The sequence below is a fragment of the Faecalibacter bovis genome (assembly GCF_017948305.1).
GTDB lineage: Bacteria > Bacteroidota > Bacteroidia > Flavobacteriales > Weeksellaceae > Empedobacter > Empedobacter bovis.
This window is the reverse complement of record NZ_CP072842.1, coordinates 989,893-1,007,950: the sequence shown is the minus strand read 5'-3', so window position 1 is coordinate 1,007,950 and position 18,058 is coordinate 989,893. Positions and strand designations below refer to the sequence as shown.

Below are 18,058 nucleotides of genomic sequence, written 5' to 3'. Positions count from 1 at the left end.
TTTAAAATAGATCGGATATGCAATTACAAATTATCACTCCAGAACAAGTAATTTTTGACGGTGAGATTGATGCAATCACTTTACCTGGTAAAGATGGTGAATTCCAAATCTTAAATAACCACGCCCCTATTGTAGCAACTTTAGGTGAAGGAACAATTAAAATTGCTGTTCACGAATCTACTTTCAAAGATTTCGATAATAATTCAGGAAAAGTGTACACTTCTCCATCTCAAGCAAAAACTTTATTATTTGATATCAAAGGAGGAACATTAGAAATGAATAACAATACTGTAATCGTTTTAGCGAACTAATATTACATATTCATATAATATCAAGCATCTGCATTTTTGTAGATGCTTTTTTTATGCCACAATTTTTGATTAGATGTTGCCATCTCTATCCAGAATTTTATCATGCTTTTGTTTGATTAATGTGATTCGAGTCAAATAAAACTTTCCTGAATTTAAATTATTAGTATTAAGGTTTAATATATTTTCTTAAACCTGTCTTGCTCCGCAACTCAGTTTCGCGAGTCCGTTCACCAAAGTATTTCGTAACGTCTGCTTTCTAAAGAAGCATCCATTACAAAATAATCAATTCCGGCTATCATTGCCATTGTTACATTATATATTCATTTCCATTTCGTCATTCTGAACTTATTTCAGAATCGCATCATGATTAATAATTATATTATTTTGTTTCGTTTTTGTGTTAAGATAAAAATGAAAGTAAGCTATATATAATTTAGAAAACTACCTAATTCTACAGAAAACGCAACACCAAAACACATATCTAAATTTAATTCAAAAAATATTTCGCTTCTGTTCAGTTAGTTAAGAATAAAACTGAAAATAATTCACAAAAGCATTTGGAAAGCTGAATTATGTTGCCCTATATTTGCACTCTCAATACGAAAGACGAGTAGTATTGAAACTTGAAATCGCGAAGAAGTAAACAAAAATAAAAATTTCAAAATTTATTTAAAAAAGATTTTGCAGTTTAAAAATAAGTCTTACCTTTGCAACCGCAAACAACGAAAGAAGTTTGCATGAAACGAGAAGTTCATTTGAAATTACAATATAGACAGAAGAAATAAAAGCCGAATATAAATTAACGGTCAATCCTTGAATAATAGAGCTAAAGGAAATTCGAAGTTGTAAAACATAGAAGCGTTAAGCTTCAAACAATATTTATTTACAATGGAGAGTTTGATCCTGGCTCAGGATGAACGCTAGCGGGAGGCTTAACACATGCAAGCCGAGGGGTATTAGTAGCTTGCTACTGAGAGACCGGCGCACGGGTGCGTAACGCGTATGCAACTTGCCCTACTGAAAGGGATAGCCTTTTGAAAAGAAGATTAATACCTTATAACAGTGATTCTGGCATCAGAGACACTTGAAAGATTTATCGCAGTAGGATAGGCATGCGTAAGATTAGATAGTTGGTGAGGTAACGGCTCACCAAGTCAACGATCTTTAGGGGCCTGAGAGGGTGAACCCCACACTGGTACTGAGACACGGACCAGACTCCTACGGGAGGCAGCAGTGAGGAATATTGGACAATGGGTGGAAGCCTGATCCAGCCATCCCGCGTGAAGGATGACGGCCTTATGGGTTGTAAACTTCTTTTATATGGGGATAAACCTACTTACGTGTGAGTAGCTGAAGGTACCATATGAATAAGCACCGGCTAACTCCGTGCCAGCAGCCGCGGTAATACGGAGGGTGCAAGCGTTATCCGGATTTATTGGGTTTAAAGGGTCCGTAGGCGGACCAATAAGTCAGTGGTGAAAGCCCATCGCTTAACGATGGAACTGCCATTGATACTGTTGGTCTTGAGTGAGGTTGCAGTGGCTGGAATGTGTAGTGTAGCGGTGAAATGCTTAGATATTACGCAGAACACCAATTGCGAAGGCAGGTCACTAAGCCTCAACTGACGCTGATGGACGAAAGCGTGGGGAGCGAACAGGATTAGATACCCTGGTAGTCCACGCCGTAAACGATGGATACTTGCTGTTGGATTTTCGGATTCAGTGGCTAAGCGAAAGTTATAAGTATCCCACCTGGGGAGTACGTTCGCAAGAATGAAACTCAAAGGAATTGACGGGGGCCCGCACAAGCGGTGGAGCATGTGGTTTAATTCGATGATACGCGAGGAACCTTACCAAGGCTTAAATGCATAATGACGTATTTGGAAACAGATATTTCTTCGGACAGAATGCAAGGTGCTGCATGGCTGTCGTCAGCTCGTGCCGTGAGGTGTTAGGTTAAGTCCTGCAACGAGCGCAACCCCTATCATTAGTTGCCAGCGTTTAAAGACGGGGACTCTAATGAGACTGCCAACGCAAGTTGAGAGGAAGGTGGGGACGACGTCAAGTCATCACGGCCCTTACGTCTTGGGCTACACACGTGCTACAATGGTAAGTACAGAGGGCAGCTACTTGGCAACAAGATGCGAATCTCGAAAACTTATCTCAGTTCGGATTGGAGTCTGCAACTCGACTCTATGAAGCTGGAATCGCTAGTAATCGCATATCAGCCATGATGCGGTGAATACGTTCCCGGGCCTTGTACACACCGCCCGTCAAGCCATGGAAGCTGGGGGTACCTGAAGTCGGTGACCGTAACAGGAGCTGCCTAGGGTAAAACTGGTAACTAGGGCTAAGTCGTAACAAGGTAGCCGTACCGGAAGGTGCGGCTGGAACATCTCATTTTTAGAGAACGACGAATTTTCTTCTATTAAATTAGAAGATTGACTGTTTTATTCGGTTTTATTTACTGTCGGATTTAATTTCAAAGATATATATTACAAAAGACCACTCTTTAAGAGTATTAAAGAGTCTCATAGCTCAGCTGGTTAGAGCGCTACACTGATAATGTAGAGGTCGGCAGTTCGAGTCTGCCTGAGACTACTAATAGAAAATAAAGAGGGGGATTAGCTCAGCTGGCTAGAGCGCTTGCCTTGCACGCAAGAGGTCATCGGTTCGACTCCGATATTCTCCACCAAGCTATAAACGAAACTCGAAATTCGAACTTCGTGAAAAGCAGAAGAGTTCATTGACATTATTAGAAAAAGATAACAAGAAAATTGTTAACGACATACAATCAAACAGAGATTAAGAAATTAATCAAAGCAATATAGAATTAAATAAATAAACGATTTAATTCGGCATTGAAGGTATACAATTAAACAAAAAACGAGTAAGATTAACATAACCGCTCATTAATATGACGGTTAAATTATGAAAAAAGTTACTAAGGGCGTACGGCGGATGCCTAGGCTTTGAGAGGCGATGAAGGACGTGATAAGCTGCGATAAGCTACGGGGAGCGGCACATACGCATTAATCCGTAGATTTCCGAATGGGACAACCCGGCATGTTGAAGACATGTCACTGCGCAAGCAGAGCGAACGTTGGGAACTGAAACATCTAAGTACCAATAGGAAAAGAAATCAATTGAGATTCCGTAAGTAGTGGCGAGCGAACGCGGATTAGCCCTAAAGACTTTATAATTTTAGCAGAATAACCTGGAAAGGTTAACCGAAGAGGGTGATAGTCCTGTAAGCGAAAAGGTTATATAGTTGATAACGAGTAAGGCGGAACACGAGAAATTCTGTCCGAATATGGGAGGACCATCTTCCAAGGCTAAATACTCCTCAAAGACCGATAGTGAACTAGTACTGTGAAGGAAAGGTGAAAAGCATATCGAATAGATAGTTGAAATAGAACCTGAAACCGTACGCCTACAAGCGGTCGGAGCACGAAAGTGTGACGGCGTGCCTTTTGCATAATGAGCCTACGAGTTAATGTCACTGGCAAGGTTAAGTACTTCAGGTACGGAGCCGAAGCGAAAGCGAGTCTGAATAGGGCGATATAGTCAGTGGTATTAGACGCGAAACCTTGTGATCTACCCATGGGCAGGTTGAAGCTTTGGTAACACAAAGTGGAGGACCGAACCGGTTGACGTTGAAAAGTCTTCGGATGACCTGTGGGTAGGGGTGAAAGGCCAATCAAACTGGGAAATAGCTCGTACTCCCCGAAATGCATTTAGGTGCAGCGTTTAGTGAAGTATATTAGAGGTAGAGCTACTGATTGGATGCGGGGGCTTCACCGCCTACCAATTCCTGACAAACTCCGAATGCTAATATATGTTTCTAGGCAGTGAGGGCATGGGTGCTAAGGTCCATGTCCGAGAGGGAAAGAACCCAGACCATCAGCTAAGGTCCCCAAATATATGCTAAGTTGAAAAAACGCGGTTGGATTGCATAGACAGCTAGGATGTTAGCTTGGAAGCAGCTATTCATTTAACGAGTGCGTAACAGCTCACTAGTCGAGCGATCCGGCATGGATAATAATCGGGCATAAGCATATTACCGAAGCTATGGATTAGTACATTAGTACTACTGGTAGGGGAGCATTCTATCGACGTCGAAGTCACCTGGTAATGGGTGGTGGAGTTTATAGAAAAGAAAATGTAGGCATGAGTAACGATAAAATAAGTGAGAAACTTATTCGCCGTAAGACTAAGGTTTCCTAAGCTATGCTAATCAGCTTAGGGTTAGTCGGGACCTAACACGAACCCGAAGGGGGTAGTGGATGGCAAACGGGTTAATATTCCCGTACCTGCTCTCAACAAAAGTGACGGATGATCGTAGGTGGTGCGTACTGACGGAATAGTACGTTGAACTTAGGTAAACTAAGGATAGTACACAAAGCCTTCGGGTGGCGTGATAATCCACTGAACATTGTCCCTAGAAATAGCGAGAGAAGCAGCCCGTACCGTAAACCGACACAGGTGGTCGAGGAGAGTATCCTAAGGCGCTCGAGTGAGTCATGGTTAAGGAATTAGGCAAAATAGTCTCGTAACTTCGGGAGAAGAGACGCTGGCAGAGATGTCAGCCGCAGTAAAAAGGCCCAGGCGACTGTTTATCAAAAACACAGGACTCTGCAAAATCGAAAGATGACGTATAGGGTCTGACACCTGCCCGGTGCTGGAAGGTTAAGGAAGGGGGTTAGCTTCGGCGAAGCTCTTAACTGAAGCCCCAGTAAACGGCGGCCGTAACTATAACGGTCCTAAGGTAGCGAAATTCCTTGTCGGGTAAGTTCCGACCTGCACGAATGGTGTAACGATCTGGGCACTGTCTCAACCATGAGCTCGGTGAAATTGTAGTATCGGTGAAGATGCCGGTTAATCGCAACGGGACGAAAAGACCCTGTGAACCTTTACTATAGCTTTGTATTGACTTCGGGTAAATAATGTGTAGGATAGGTGGGAGACTATGAAGCAGCATCGCTAGGTGTTGTGGAGTCATTGTTGAAATACCACCCTTTATTTACTTGGAGCCTAACTCCCTTAGGGAGGACAGTGCATGGTGGGTAGTTTGACTGGGGTGGTCGCCTCCAAAAGAGTAACGGAGGCTTTCAAAGGTACCCTCAGCACGCTTGGTAACCGTGCGTAGAGTGTAATGGCATAAGGGTGCTTGACTGTGAGGCCAACAAGCCGAGCAGGTGCGAAAGCAGGACATAGTGATCCGGTGGTTCCGTATGGAAGGGCCATCGCTCAAAGGATAAAAGGTACTCCGGGGATAACAGGCTAGTCTCCCCAAGAGCTCACATCGACGGGGAGGTTCGGCACCTCGATGTCGGCTCGTCACATCCTGGGGCTGGAGAAGGTCCCAAGGGTTGGGCTGTTCGCCCATTAAAGTGGCACGCGAGCTGGGTTCAGAACGTCGTGAGACAGTTCGGTCTCTATCTGTTGTGATCGTTAGAAGTTTGAGCGGACTTGACTCTAGTACGAGAGGACCGTGTTGAACAAACCTCTGGTGTATCAGTTGTGCCGCCAGGTGCACCGCTGAGTAGCTACGTTTGGATGAGATAAGCACTGAAAGCATATAAGTGCGAAACTCGCCGCAAGATTAGACTTCTTTAAAGGGTCGTGGCAGACTACCACGTTGATAGGCTATAGATGTAAAGGCAGTGATGTCATAGTCGAGTAGTACTAATTACCCATAAACTTTTTCAAATATTAATTTAACCGTCATAGAGAAGGTTAGTTAATCTTATTTGAATTGTGTACTGGATTGTATCAAAATAAATAAAACAAACACTTGTATTCAAGTATCTAATAATGTTGATAATATATTAGGAATCAAACCTAAATAAAAATATCTAAGAAATTAGGGTGGTTATAGCGAAAGGGCTCACCTCTTCCCATTCCGAACAGAGAAGTTAAGCCTTTCAGCGCCGATGGTACTGCTATTGCGGGAGAGTAGGTCGCCGCCAGTTTTTAAAAAGAATCCTCAATCATTTAATTGGTTGGGGATTTTTTGTGTTTATACGTTACATAAATCGATTAGCTTTAAAGAAGTAACTTGAATGATTAAGTTGCTAAACGAAATAAAGTGGAACAAATCAAGAGTAACTGGCTTTATTTAATGTATTTGTTTGGGTAATGTAATTCGAGTCAAATAAAATTTCCTGAATTTAAATTATCAGTATTAAGGTATAATATATTTTCTTAAACCTTCCTTGCTCCGCAACTCAGTTTCACTAGTCCGTTCACCAAAGAATTTCGTAACCTCTGCTTTTTAATGAAGCATCCATTACAAAATAATCAATTCCCAGCTATCACTTCCATTGTTACTTTATTTATAAATTTACATTTCGTCATTCTGAACTCGTTTCAGAATTGCATCTTAATTATATAATTACTAGTTTTTTATTCAGAGGTATCAATTAATCTTTCAGAAATAAAATGACATCTAATTCATTCCCGTAATCAAGAGGTTTTTTAGCGAAAATGATTTACAGTCTTGACTTTTTTGTTTCGTTTTTGTGTTAAGACAAAAATGAAAGTAAGCTATATATAATATAGAAAACTACCTAATTCTACAGGAAAAGCTACACCAAAACACATATCTAAATTTAATTCAAAAAATATTTCGCTTCTGTTCAGTTAGTTAAGAATAAAACTGAAAATAATTCACAAAAGCATTTGGAAAGCTGAATTATGTTGCCCTATATTTGCACTCTCAATACGAAAGACGAGTAGTATTGAAACTTGAAATCGCGAAGAAGTAAACAAAAATAAAAATTTCAAAATTTATTTAAAAAAGATTTTGCAGTTTAAAAATAAGTCTTACCTTTGCAACCGCAAACAACGAAAGAAGTTTGCATGAAACGAGAAGTTCATTTGAAATTACAATATAGACAGAAGAAATAAAAGCCGAATATAAATTAACGGTCAATCCTTGAATAATAGAGCTAAAGGAAATTCGAAGTTGTAAAACATAGAAGCGTTAAGCTTCAAACAATATTTATTTACAATGGAGAGTTTGATCCTGGCTCAGGATGAACGCTAGCGGGAGGCTTAACACATGCAAGCCGAGGGGTATTAGTAGCTTGCTACTGAGAGACCGGCGCACGGGTGCGTAACGCGTATGCAACTTGCCCTACTGAAAGGGATAGCCTTTTGAAAAGAAGATTAATACCTTATAACAGTGATTCTGGCATCAGAGACACTTGAAAGATTTATCGCAGTAGGATAGGCATGCGTAAGATTAGATAGTTGGTGAGGTAACGGCTCACCAAGTCAACGATCTTTAGGGGGCCTGAGAGGGTGAACCCCCACACTGGTACTGAGACACGGACCAGACTCCTACGGGAGGCAGCAGTGAGGAATATTGGACAATGGGTGGAAGCCTGATCCAGCCATCCCGCGTGAAGGATGACGGCCTTATGGGTTGTAAACTTCTTTTATATGGGGATAAACCTACTTACGTGTGAGTAGCTGAAGGTACCATATGAATAAGCACCGGCTAACTCCGTGCCAGCAGCCGCGGTAATACGGAGGGTGCAAGCGTTATCCGGATTTATTGGGTTTAAAGGGTCCGTAGGCGGACCAATAAGTCAGTGGTGAAAGCCCATCGCTTAACGATGGAACTGCCATTGATACTGTTGGTCTTGAGTGAGGTTGCAGTGGCTGGAATGTGTAGTGTAGCGGTGAAATGCTTAGATATTACGCAGAACACCAATTGCGAAGGCAGGTCACTAAGCCTCAACTGACGCTGATGGACGAAAGCGTGGGGAGCGAACAGGATTAGATACCCTGGTAGTCCACGCCGTAAACGATGGATACTTGCTGTTGGATTTTCGGATTCAGTGGCTAAGCGAAAGTTATAAGTATCCCACCTGGGGAGTACGTTCGCAAGAATGAAACTCAAAGGAATTGACGGGGGCCCGCACAAGCGGTGGAGCATGTGGTTTAATTCGATGATACGCGAGGAACCTTACCAAGGCTTAAATGCATAATGACGTATTTGGAAACAGATATTTCTTCGGACAGAATGCAAGGTGCTGCATGGCTGTCGTCAGCTCGTGCCGTGAGGTGTTAGGTTAAGTCCTGCAACGAGCGCAACCCCTATCATTAGTTGCCAGCGTTTAAAGACGGGGACTCTAATGAGACTGCCAACGCAAGTTGAGAGGAAGGTGGGGACGACGTCAAGTCATCACGGCCCTTACGTCTTGGGCTACACACGTGCTACAATGGTAAGTACAGAGGGCAGCTACTTGGCAACAAGATGCGAATCTCGAAAACTTATCTCAGTTCGGATTGGAGTCTGCAACTCGACTCTATGAAGCTGGAATCGCTAGTAATCGCATATCAGCCATGATGCGGTGAATACGTTCCCGGGCCTTGTACACACCGCCCGTCAAGCCATGGAAGCTGGGGGTACCTGAAGTCGGTGACCGTAACAGGAGCTGCCTAGGGTAAAACTGGTAACTAGGGCTAAGTCGTAACAAGGTAGCCGTACCGGAAGGTGCGGCTGGAACATCTCATTTTTAGAGAACGACGAATTTTCTTCTATTAAATTAGAAGATTGACTGTTTTATTCGGTTTTATTTACTGTCGGATTTGATTTCAAAGATATATATTACAAAAGACCACTCTTTAAGAGTATTAAAGAGTCTCATAGCTCAGCTGGTTAGAGCGCTACACTGATAATGTAGAGGTCGGCAGTTCGAGTCTGCCTGAGACTACTAATAGAAATAAAGAGGGGGATTAGCTCAGCTGGCTAGAGCGCTTGCCTTGCACGCAAGAGGTCATCGGTTCGACTCCGATATTCTCCACCAAGCTATAAACGAAACTCGAAATTCGAACTTCGTGAAAAGCAGAAGAGTTCATTGACATTATTAGAAAAAGATAACAAGAAAATTGTTAACGACATACAATCAAACAGAGATTAAGAAATTAATCAAAGCAATATAGAATTAAATAAATAAACGATTTAATTCGGCATTGAAGGTATACAATTAAACAAAAAACGAGTAAGATTAACATAACCGCTCATTAATATGACGGTTAAATTATGAAAAAAGTTACTAAGGGCGTACGGCGGATGCCTAGGCTTTGAGAGGCGATGAAGGACGTGATAAGCTGCGATAAGCTACGGGGAGCGGCACATACGCATTAATCCGTAGATTTCCGAATGGGACAACCCGGCATGTTGAAGACATGTCACTCACGTAAGTGAGAGCGAACGTTGGGAACTGAAACATCTAAGTACCAATAGGAAAAGAAATCAATTGAGATTCCGTAAGTAGTGGCGAGCGAACGCGGATTAGCCCTAAAGACTTTATAATTTTAGCAGAATAACCTGGAAAGGTTAACCGAAGAGGGTGATAGTCCTGTAAGCGAAAAGGTTATATAGTTGATAACGAGTAAGGCGGAACACGAGAAATTCTGTCCGAATATGGGAGGACCATCTTCCAAGGCTAAATACTCCTCAAAGACCGATAGTGAACTAGTACTGTGAAGGAAAGGTGAAAAGCATATCGAATAGATAGTTGAAATAGAACCTGAAACCGTACGCCTACAAGCGGTCGGAGCACGAAAGTGTGACGGCGTGCCTTTTGCATAATGAGCCTACGAGTTAATGTCACTGGCAAGGTTAAGTACTTCAGGTACGGAGCCGAAGCGAAAGCGAGTCTGAATAGGGCGATGCAGTCAGTGGTATTAGACGCGAAACCTTGTGATCTACCCATGGGCAGGTTGAAGCTTTGGTAACACAAAGTGGAGGACCGAACCGGTTGACGTTGAAAAGTCTTCGGATGACCTGTGGGTAGGGGTGAAAGGCCAATCAAACTGGGAAATAGCTCGTACTCCCCGAAATGCATTTAGGTGCAGCGTTTAGTGAAGTATATTAGAGGTAGAGCTACTGATTGGATGCGGGGGCTTCACCGCCTACCAATTCCTGACAAACTCCGAATGCTAATATATGTTTCTAGGCAGTGAGGGCATGGGTGCTAAGGTCCATGTCCGAGAGGGAAAGAACCCAGACCATCAGCTAAGGTCCCCAAATATATGCTAAGTTGAAAAAACGCGGTTGGATTGCATAGACAGCTAGGATGTTAGCTTGGAAGCAGCTATTCATTTAACGAGTGCGTAACAGCTCACTAGTCGAGCGATCCGGCATGGATAATAATCGGGCATAAGCATATTACCGAAGCTATGGATTAGTACATTAGTACTACTGGTAGGGGAGCATTCTATCGACGTCGAAGTCACCTGGTAATGGGTGGTGGAGTTTATAGAAAAGAAAATGTAGGCATGAGTAACGATAAAATAAGTGAGAAACTTATTCGCCGTAAGACTAAGGTTTCCTAAGCTATGCTAATCAGCTTAGGGTTAGTCGGGACCTAACACGAACCCGAAGGGGGTAGTGGATGGCAAACGGGTTAATATTCCCGTACCTGCTCTCAACAAAAGTGACGGATGATCGTAGGTGGTGCGTACTGACGGAATAGTACGTTGAACTTAGGTAAACTAAGGATAGTACACCAAGGCTTCGGCTGGCGTGATAATCCACTGAACATTGTCCCTAGAAATAGCGAGAGAAGCAGCCCGTACCGTAAACCGACACAGGTGGTCGAGGAGAGTATCCTAAGGCGCTCGAGTGAGTCATGGTTAAGGAATTAGGCAAAATAGTCTCGTAACTTCGGGAGAAGAGACGCTGGCGCAAGTCAGCCGCAGTAAAAAGGCCCAGGCGACTGTTTATCAAAAACACAGGACTCTGCAAAATCGAAAGATGACGTATAGGGTCTGACACCTGCCCGGTGCTGGAAGGTTAAGGAAGGGGGTTAGCTTCGGCGAAGCTCTTAACTGAAGCCCCAGTAAACGGCGGCCGTAACTATAACGGTCCTAAGGTAGCGAAATTCCTTGTCGGGTAAGTTCCGACCTGCACGAATGGTGTAACGATCTGGGCACTGTCTCAACCATGAGCTCGGTGAAATTGTAGTATCGGTGAAGATGCCGGTTAATCGCAACGGGACGAAAAGACCCTGTGAACCTTTACTATAGCTTTGTATTGACTTCGGGTAAATAATGTGTAGGATAGGTGGGAGACTATGAAGCAGCATCGCTAGGTGTTGTGGAGTCATTGTTGAAATACCACCCTTTATTTACTTGGAGCCTAACTCCTAATAGGAGGACAGTGCATGGTGGGTAGTTTGACTGGGGTGGTCGCCTCCAAAAGAGTAACGGAGGCTTTCAAAGGTACCCTCAGCACGCTTGGTAACCGTGCGTAGAGTGTAATGGCATAAGGGTGCTTGACTGTGAGGCCAACAAGCCGAGCAGGTGCGAAAGCAGGACATAGTGATCCGGTGGTTCCGTATGGAAGGGCCATCGCTCAAAGGATAAAAGGTACTCCGGGGATAACAGGCTAGTCTCCCCCAAGAGCTCACATCGACGGGGAGGTTCGGCACCTCGATGTCGGCTCGTCACATCCTGGGGCTGGAGAAGGTCCCAAGGGTTGGGCTGTTCGCCCATTAAAGTGGCACGCGAGCTGGGTTCAGAACGTCGTGAGACAGTTCGGTCTCTATCTGTTGTGATCGTTAGAAGTTTGAGCGGACTTGACTCTAGTACGAGAGGACCGTGTTGAACAAACCTCTGGTGTATCAGTTGTGCCGCCAGGTGCACCGCTGAGTAGCTACGTTTGGATGAGATAAGCACTGAAAGCATATAAGTGCGAAACTCGCCGCAAGATTAGACTTCTTTAAAGGGTCGTGGCAGACTACCACGTTGATAGGCTATAGATGTAAAGGCAGTGATGTCATAGTCGAGTAGTACTAATTACCCATAAACTTTTTCAAATATTAATTTAACCGTCATAGAGAAGGTTAGTTAATCTTATTTGAATTGTGTACTGGATTGTATCAAAATAAATAAAACAAACACTTGTATTCAAGTATCTAATAATGTTGATAATATATTAGGAATTAAACCTAATTAAAAATATCTAAGAAATTAGGGTGGTTATAGCGAAAGGGCTCACCTCTTCCCATTCCGAACAGAGAAGTTAAGCCTTTCAGCGCCGATGGTACTGCTATTGCGGGAGAGTAGGTCGCCGCCAGTTTTTAAAAAGAATCCTCAATCATTTAGTTGGTTGGGGATTTTTTGTGTTTATACTTTACGTAAATCATTAGCTTCAAAGAAGTAACTTGAATGATTATATTTCTACACGAAATGAAATGTAATAGTTTAAGAATAATCTAAGTTTTATACTATCAATATCTATAATTGCTTAGTTATTAATAAGTTTTCGATTCTCAAATACTTAAAATTTAATCGTTTATTATAATAATATAATATTTTATATTAATTTTGCACGTTCGTTTAGAGAGTGGGAATATGAAAATATATAATGTAGTATTATCTGGAGGTGTAGGTAGTCGTTTGTGGCCAATGTCGCGTAAAAGTCATCCAAAACAATATTTAGAGATTTTTAACGATAAGTCATTGTTTGAATTAACGATTAAAAGAAATCAGAAAATTACTACAGATTTGATGGTAATTGGAAATAAGGATAATGAAGATTTATCTCAAAAAATATTGGATAAATTGAATAGTTCATGCATAAAAATTACTGAAGCTTTACCAAGAAATACAGCAGCAGCTATTGCTTTTGCAGCTTTAGCAGTTGATAAAGATGATATTTTAATTATTACTCCATCAGATCATCTAATCCAGCGTATGGATGATTATGAAGATGCAATTAATAGAGCTATTGATTTAGCAAAATCAGATTATATTGTAACTTTTGGTGTTGAGCCAACACATCCTGAAACTGGTTACGGTTACATAGAGCATAAAGGTGATACTGTAATTTCTTTTAGAGAAAAACCGAATCATATCACAGCTCAAGATTTTATAGAGAGAGGAAATTTTTTATGGAATAGTGGAATGTTCTGTTTCAAGGCAGGTGTTTTGTTAGAAGAATTGAAGGATTTTGAGCCTGAAATTTATGAAAAATCTGTTATTGCATGGAATGCGAATATTGATGGTTATTTGGATGAAAAATTGTCTCTAGAAATACCAGCAAATAGTATAGATTATGCTGTGATGGAGAGAAGTAAGAAAATAAAGGTTGTTCCTGCTAAATTTTCTTGGGATGATTTAGGTTCTTTTGAAGCATTATATGATTATTTACATTCTTGTGGACATCCAGTTGATAGAAATGGTAACATGATTATTGGAAGTGATGTTTATACAGCATTTGTTGGATTATCCAATTGTATTTTCGTTTCAACTCCTACTGCAAATTTAATTCTACAGAAAGAAGATTCACAAGAAGTGAAGAATGTTTACAATTATTTAGAAAAGAAAAGACCAGATTTGGTTTAATATATTAGGAGATAGCAATATCTCCTATTTCTTTTTTATAAATAAATGTTGTTTTAACTCCATCTTGTTTTATTTTTGTTATACGATACTAATTAATATTAATTTATGAAAGTTGGAATTACATTTGGCGTGTTTGATTTATTGCACGCAGGTCACATAATGATGCTAGAAGAGGCTAAAAGAAAATGTGATCATCTAATTGTAGGTTTAAATACTGATCCGTCAGAAATTGATCCTAATAAAAATCAGCCAACTCAATCGGTAGTTGAACGTTATATTCAATTACAAGGTTGTAAATATGTTGATGAAATAATTCCATACACAACAGAACAAGATTTAGACGATATTTTACGCGCAGTACCGATTGATATTCGTATAATTGGTGAAGAATATCGTGATACTGATTTTACAGGGAAACAATTTTGTTTAGATAATAAAATTGAAATCTACTATAACAAAAGAAGTCATAGATTTTCTAGTTCTTCGTTACGCAAAGTTGTAGCAAGCAACGAAAAAAAATAAGTAAATTATACCTCTCCTAATAGAACTATGAAAACCATTTTAATTACAGGTGCAGCCGGATTTATTGGTATGCATTTGAGTAAAATTTTATGTAAAAAAGGACATCATGTAATAGGCTACGATAATATTAATGATTATTATGATGTAAACTTAAAATATGGAAGATTAAACGAACTTGGTGTTGAAAGAACTTCTGCCGAAGTTTTTCACCAAGAATGTAAATCCTCAACACTAAATTTTACTTTTTACAGAGCTAATCTTGAAGATTTAGATTTCTTATCGAAAATATTCGAAAAATATAATTTTGATATCGTTATTAATCTAGCTGCTCAGGCAGGTGTTCGTTACAGTATTGAAAATCCACATGCATACGGACAAAGTAATTTAGTTGGTTTCTTAAATATATTAGAATGTTGTAGACAACATAAAGTGTCAAAGTTGATGTATGCAAGTAGTTCTAGCGTTTATGGTAATTCTATTGATGTTCCTTTCTCAACATCTCAAAATGTAGATCACCCAATTAGTTTATACGCAGCAACGAAGAAAGCCAATGAATTAATGGCGCATTCTTATAGTCATTTATACAAAATACAAACGATTGGTCTACGTTTCTTTACGGTATATGGACCGTGGGGAAGACCAGATATGGCAATGTTTTTATTTACAGATGCCATTTGTAACAATCGTCCAATAAAGGTTTTTAATCATGGAGATTTATCTCGTGATTTCACTTACATTGACGATATCGTGCAAGGAATAACAAAATTGGTTAATAAAGAATCTAATCATCTTTACCAACTTTACAACATAGGAAATAGTAAACCAGTGCAATTGATGGATTTTATACAAGAAGTAGAACGTTCTACGGGTATAAAAGCACAATTAGAAATGTTGCCTATGCAAGCAGGAGATGTAAATCAAACATGGGCAGATGTTGATGATTTAATCTCTGAATACGATTATCAGCCAAATTATCCAGTTGCAGAGGGTGTTTCAAATTTTGTACAATGGTATAAGGCATATTACAATAAATAAAGTTTAAATTAACTTTTAAATCATAGAGTTCGTACATTTGTATCTACTTTTATGATTGATTTTCATCTATGAAACATAGATATTTTAAAATATCGATATCCGAAATTGAGAAATATGTTAATAGCACAAAAGATGAAAATTAACAATTCATTTTTATAATGAATAAGATAATATATAACATTTTTGAGCTTCTAATGATAATATAACGACTAGGTTATCAACCACCCATACGATTGATTAAGGTTTAAAAGAAGCTGTTCAATAGTATTGGAATAATTTAAAAAGATTCTCTTAAACTAAGATAAATTGAAAATGAATTCTCAATATAAAATCGCTGTAATCGGATTAGGTTATGTAGGTTTACCTTTAGCTCGATTATTTGCAACAAAATTTCCAGTTGTTGGATTTGATATTAATCAATCTCGTATCCAAGAATTGAATCAAGGTAATGATTATACTTTAGAGGTGGAAGAAGAAATTCTAAAATCTGTTTTAGTTGGGCAAAATCCAATTTCTACAAATCAAAACGGGTTATTTTGTTCAGCTAATTTAGATGATATCAAAGATGCGAACATCTATATTGTTACAGTTCCAACACCGGTAGATAAAAATAATCGTCCAGATTTAACACCTTTATACAAATCATCAGAAACTGTTGGTAAAGTATTAACTAAAGGAGATATTGTTATTTACGAATCTACAGTGTATCCAGGTGTTACAGAAGAAGAATGTATACCTGTTTTAGAAAGAGTTTCTGGATTAAAATTTAACCAAGATTTTTACGCAGGATATTCACCAGAGCGTATCAATCCTGGAGATAAGGAACATACAGTTGATAAGATTTTGAAAGTAACATCGGGATCTACGAAGGAAATAGGGAAGATTGTAGATGAGTTGTATAAATCAGTTATTACTGCCGGAACTCACTTAGCACCATCAATCAAAGTTGCAGAAGCTGCAAAAGTTATTGAAAACTCTCAACGTGATATTAATATTGCATTCATTAATGAGTTATCAAAAATTTTCTCTTTAATGGATATTGATACAAATGAAGTTTTAGAAGCAGCGGGAACTAAATGGAATTTCTTACCTTTTAAACCAGGCTTAGTGGGTGGACATTGTATTGGTGTAGATCCATTTTATTTAGCTCAAAAAGCGCAAGAGATAGGATACTATTCTGAATTAATATTAGCCGCTCGTCGTTTAAATGATTCTATGGGTGCTTTTGTTGCATCACAAGTCATTAAATTAATGATCAAAAATGATATTAAGATAAAAGATGCCAGAATTTTAAATTTAGGAATAACATTTAAAGAAAATTGTCCTGATATTAGAAATTCTAAAGCAATTGATGTAATTGAAGGTCTAAAAGAATATGGATCAAAAGTTACAACTTATGATCCATGGGCAAATCCTGATGAAGTTAAGTTAGCTTATAATATAGATTTCACAAATAATATTGAAACATTAAATGAAAAATTTGATGCAATTGTTTTAACAGTTGCTCATCAAGAATTTTTAACGTTAGATTTAAATGAATTTTTAAAATCTGATGGTATAATATATGATGTGAAAGGAGTTTTATCTTTAGATTTAGTTGATAAACGTCTTTAAAAACTTAAACCAAGAAATAATGAAAATAACTATTGTCGGTACAGGATATGTCGGTTTGTCAAACGCCATGTTATTAGCTCAGAATCATGAGGTAGTAGCATTAGACATTGTTCCTGAAAAAATTGAATTACTTAATAATAAAATTTCTCCTATCGAGGACAAAGAAATTACAGATTTTTTAAACAATAAAGATTTGAATTTCAGAGCAACTTTAGATAAAAAAGAAGCATACGAAGGAGCCGAATTTATAGTAATTGCAACGCCAACGGATTACGATACGGAAACAAACTATTTTAATACTAAAAGTGTCGAAATAGTTTTGAAAGAGGTTAAAGAATATAATCCAAATGCCGTTTGTATTGTTAAATCAACAGTTCCAGTAGGATTTACAAAACAAATGATTGAAGAATACGGTTATGATAATTTAATTTTTTCACCTGAGTTTTTAAGAGAAGGTAAAGCGTTATACGATAACCTATATCCATCTCGTATCATTGTGGGTGAACAAAGTGAAAGAGCCGAAAAATTTGCAGAATTACTAAAAGAAGGTGCCATCAAAAAAGATGTACCTGTGTTATTTACAAATTCTACAGAAGCCGAAGCAATCAAGTTGTTTTCTAATACTTATTTAGCAATGCGTGTCTCTTATTTTAACGAGTTAGACAGTTATGCTGAAACATTTAATTTAGACAGTCGTCAAATTATAGAAGGTGTAGGTTTAGATCCTCGTATTGGGTCGCATTATAACAATCCATCATTTGGATATGGAGGATATTGTTTGCCTAAAGACACTAAGCAATTATTAGCAAATTATAATTCAGTTCCAAATAATTTAATTCGTGCGATTGTAGATTCTAATCGAACAAGAAAAGATTTTATTGCAGATTCTATTATTGCAAAGCAACCAAAAGTGGTTGGAATTTATCGATTAATAATGAAAGCAGGTTCAGATAATTTCCGCGCTTCTGCAATTCAAGGAATTATGAAACGAATTAAAGCAAAAGGAATTGAAGTGATTGTTTACGAACCAGTAATGGAAGAAGATAATTTCTTTGGTTCTCGTGTCATTAAAGATTTAGATGCCTTTAAACAAGAAGCAGATGTAATCATCTCAAATCGTAAAACGGATGATTTAGCAGATGTTGAAGCTAAAGTCTACACACGTGATTTATACGGACAAGATTAAAAAATAAAAGATATTATAAT

Annotated in this window: 6 protein-coding genes, 4 tRNA genes and 6 rRNA genes; all 16 read left to right on the top strand. The window is 39.0% G+C overall.

Annotation, left to right across the window (positions count from 1 at the left end; translation table 11 throughout):
• The first annotated feature begins 17 nt into the window (after positions 1-17).
• Entirely contained in the window at positions 18-311 is a 294-nt protein-coding gene (locus tag J9309_RS04805; protein WP_230477400.1) for a FoF1 ATP synthase subunit delta/epsilon, read from the top strand.
• An 885-nt stretch (positions 312-1,196) separates the two neighbouring features.
• A 16S ribosomal RNA gene (locus tag J9309_RS04800) occupies positions 1,197-2,713 on the top strand.
• 124 nt (positions 2,714-2,837) lie between these two features.
• Positions 2,838-2,911 (top strand) — tRNA-Ile (locus tag J9309_RS04795).
• A gap of 17 nt (positions 2,912-2,928) precedes the next feature.
• Positions 2,929-3,005 (top strand) — tRNA-Ala (locus J9309_RS04790).
• A gap of 239 nt (positions 3,006-3,244) precedes the next feature.
• A 23S ribosomal RNA gene (locus J9309_RS04785) occupies positions 3,245-6,022 on the top strand.
• Between the two features lie 155 nt (positions 6,023-6,177).
• Positions 6,178-6,285: ribosomal RNA gene (gene rrf, locus J9309_RS04780) — 5S ribosomal RNA — on the top strand.
• Positions 6,286-7,322: 1,037 nt separating this feature from the next.
• Positions 7,323-8,841 (top strand): 16S ribosomal RNA (locus tag J9309_RS04775).
• 124 nt (positions 8,842-8,965) lie between these two features.
• Positions 8,966-9,039: transfer RNA gene (locus J9309_RS04770), tRNA-Ile, on the top strand.
• A gap of 16 nt (positions 9,040-9,055) precedes the next feature.
• Positions 9,056-9,132: transfer RNA gene (locus tag J9309_RS04765), tRNA-Ala, on the top strand.
• A 239-nt stretch (positions 9,133-9,371) separates the two neighbouring features.
• Positions 9,372-12,150, top strand: a 23S ribosomal RNA gene (locus J9309_RS04760).
• 155 nt (positions 12,151-12,305) lie between these two features.
• Positions 12,306-12,413: ribosomal RNA gene (rrf, locus tag J9309_RS04755) — 5S ribosomal RNA — on the top strand.
• The 16S, 23S and 5S rRNA genes sit together here with 4 tRNA genes alongside, the layout of an rRNA operon.
• Before the next feature lie 275 nt (positions 12,414-12,688).
• Positions 12,689-13,681 (top strand): mannose-1-phosphate guanylyltransferase, encoded by a 993-nt coding sequence (locus J9309_RS04750; RefSeq protein WP_230477399.1) that lies wholly within the window; start codon positions 12,689-12,691, stop codon positions 13,679-13,681.
• A 105-nt stretch (positions 13,682-13,786) separates the two neighbouring features.
• Positions 13,787-14,203, top strand: a complete 417-nt coding sequence (locus J9309_RS04745; protein ID WP_230477398.1) for an adenylyltransferase/cytidyltransferase family protein — start codon at positions 13,787-13,789, stop codon at positions 14,201-14,203.
• A gap of 27 nt (positions 14,204-14,230) precedes the next feature.
• Complete coding sequence (locus tag J9309_RS04740) at positions 14,231-15,238, top strand: NAD-dependent epimerase/dehydratase family protein (protein ID WP_230477397.1); 1,008 nt, start codon at positions 14,231-14,233, stop codon at positions 15,236-15,238.
• A 312-nt stretch (positions 15,239-15,550) separates the two neighbouring features.
• Positions 15,551-16,852 carry a nucleotide sugar dehydrogenase gene (locus tag J9309_RS04735; protein ID WP_230477396.1) on the top strand — a complete coding sequence of 434 codons (1,302 nt, stop codon included), beginning with the start codon at positions 15,551-15,553 and terminating at the stop codon, positions 16,850-16,852.
• A 19-nt stretch (positions 16,853-16,871) separates the two neighbouring features.
• Positions 16,872-18,038 carry a nucleotide sugar dehydrogenase gene (locus J9309_RS04730; protein WP_230477395.1) on the top strand — a complete coding sequence of 389 codons (1,167 nt, stop codon included), beginning with the start codon at positions 16,872-16,874 and terminating at the stop codon, positions 18,036-18,038.
• Positions 18,039-18,058 lie beyond the last annotated feature (20 nt).

What these genes read in the sequence shown, in the direction of transcription:
- J9309_RS04805 (WP_230477400.1), top strand. Translation starts at nt 18, where the DNA reads ATGCAATTACAAATTATCACTCCAGAACAAGTAATTTTTGACGGTGAG.
- J9309_RS04730 (WP_230477395.1), top strand. Translation starts at nt 16,872, where the DNA reads ATGAAAATAACTATTGTCGGTACAGGATATGTCGGTTTGTCAAACGCC.
- J9309_RS04735 (WP_230477396.1), top strand. Translation starts at nt 15,551, where the DNA reads ATGAATTCTCAATATAAAATCGCTGTAATCGGATTAGGTTATGTAGGT.
- J9309_RS04740 (WP_230477397.1), top strand. Translation starts at nt 14,231, where the DNA reads ATGAAAACCATTTTAATTACAGGTGCAGCCGGATTTATTGGTATGCAT.
- J9309_RS04745 (WP_230477398.1), top strand. Translation starts at nt 13,787, where the DNA reads ATGAAAGTTGGAATTACATTTGGCGTGTTTGATTTATTGCACGCAGGT.
- J9309_RS04750 (WP_230477399.1), top strand. Translation starts at nt 12,689, where the DNA reads ATGAAAATATATAATGTAGTATTATCTGGAGGTGTAGGTAGTCGTTTG.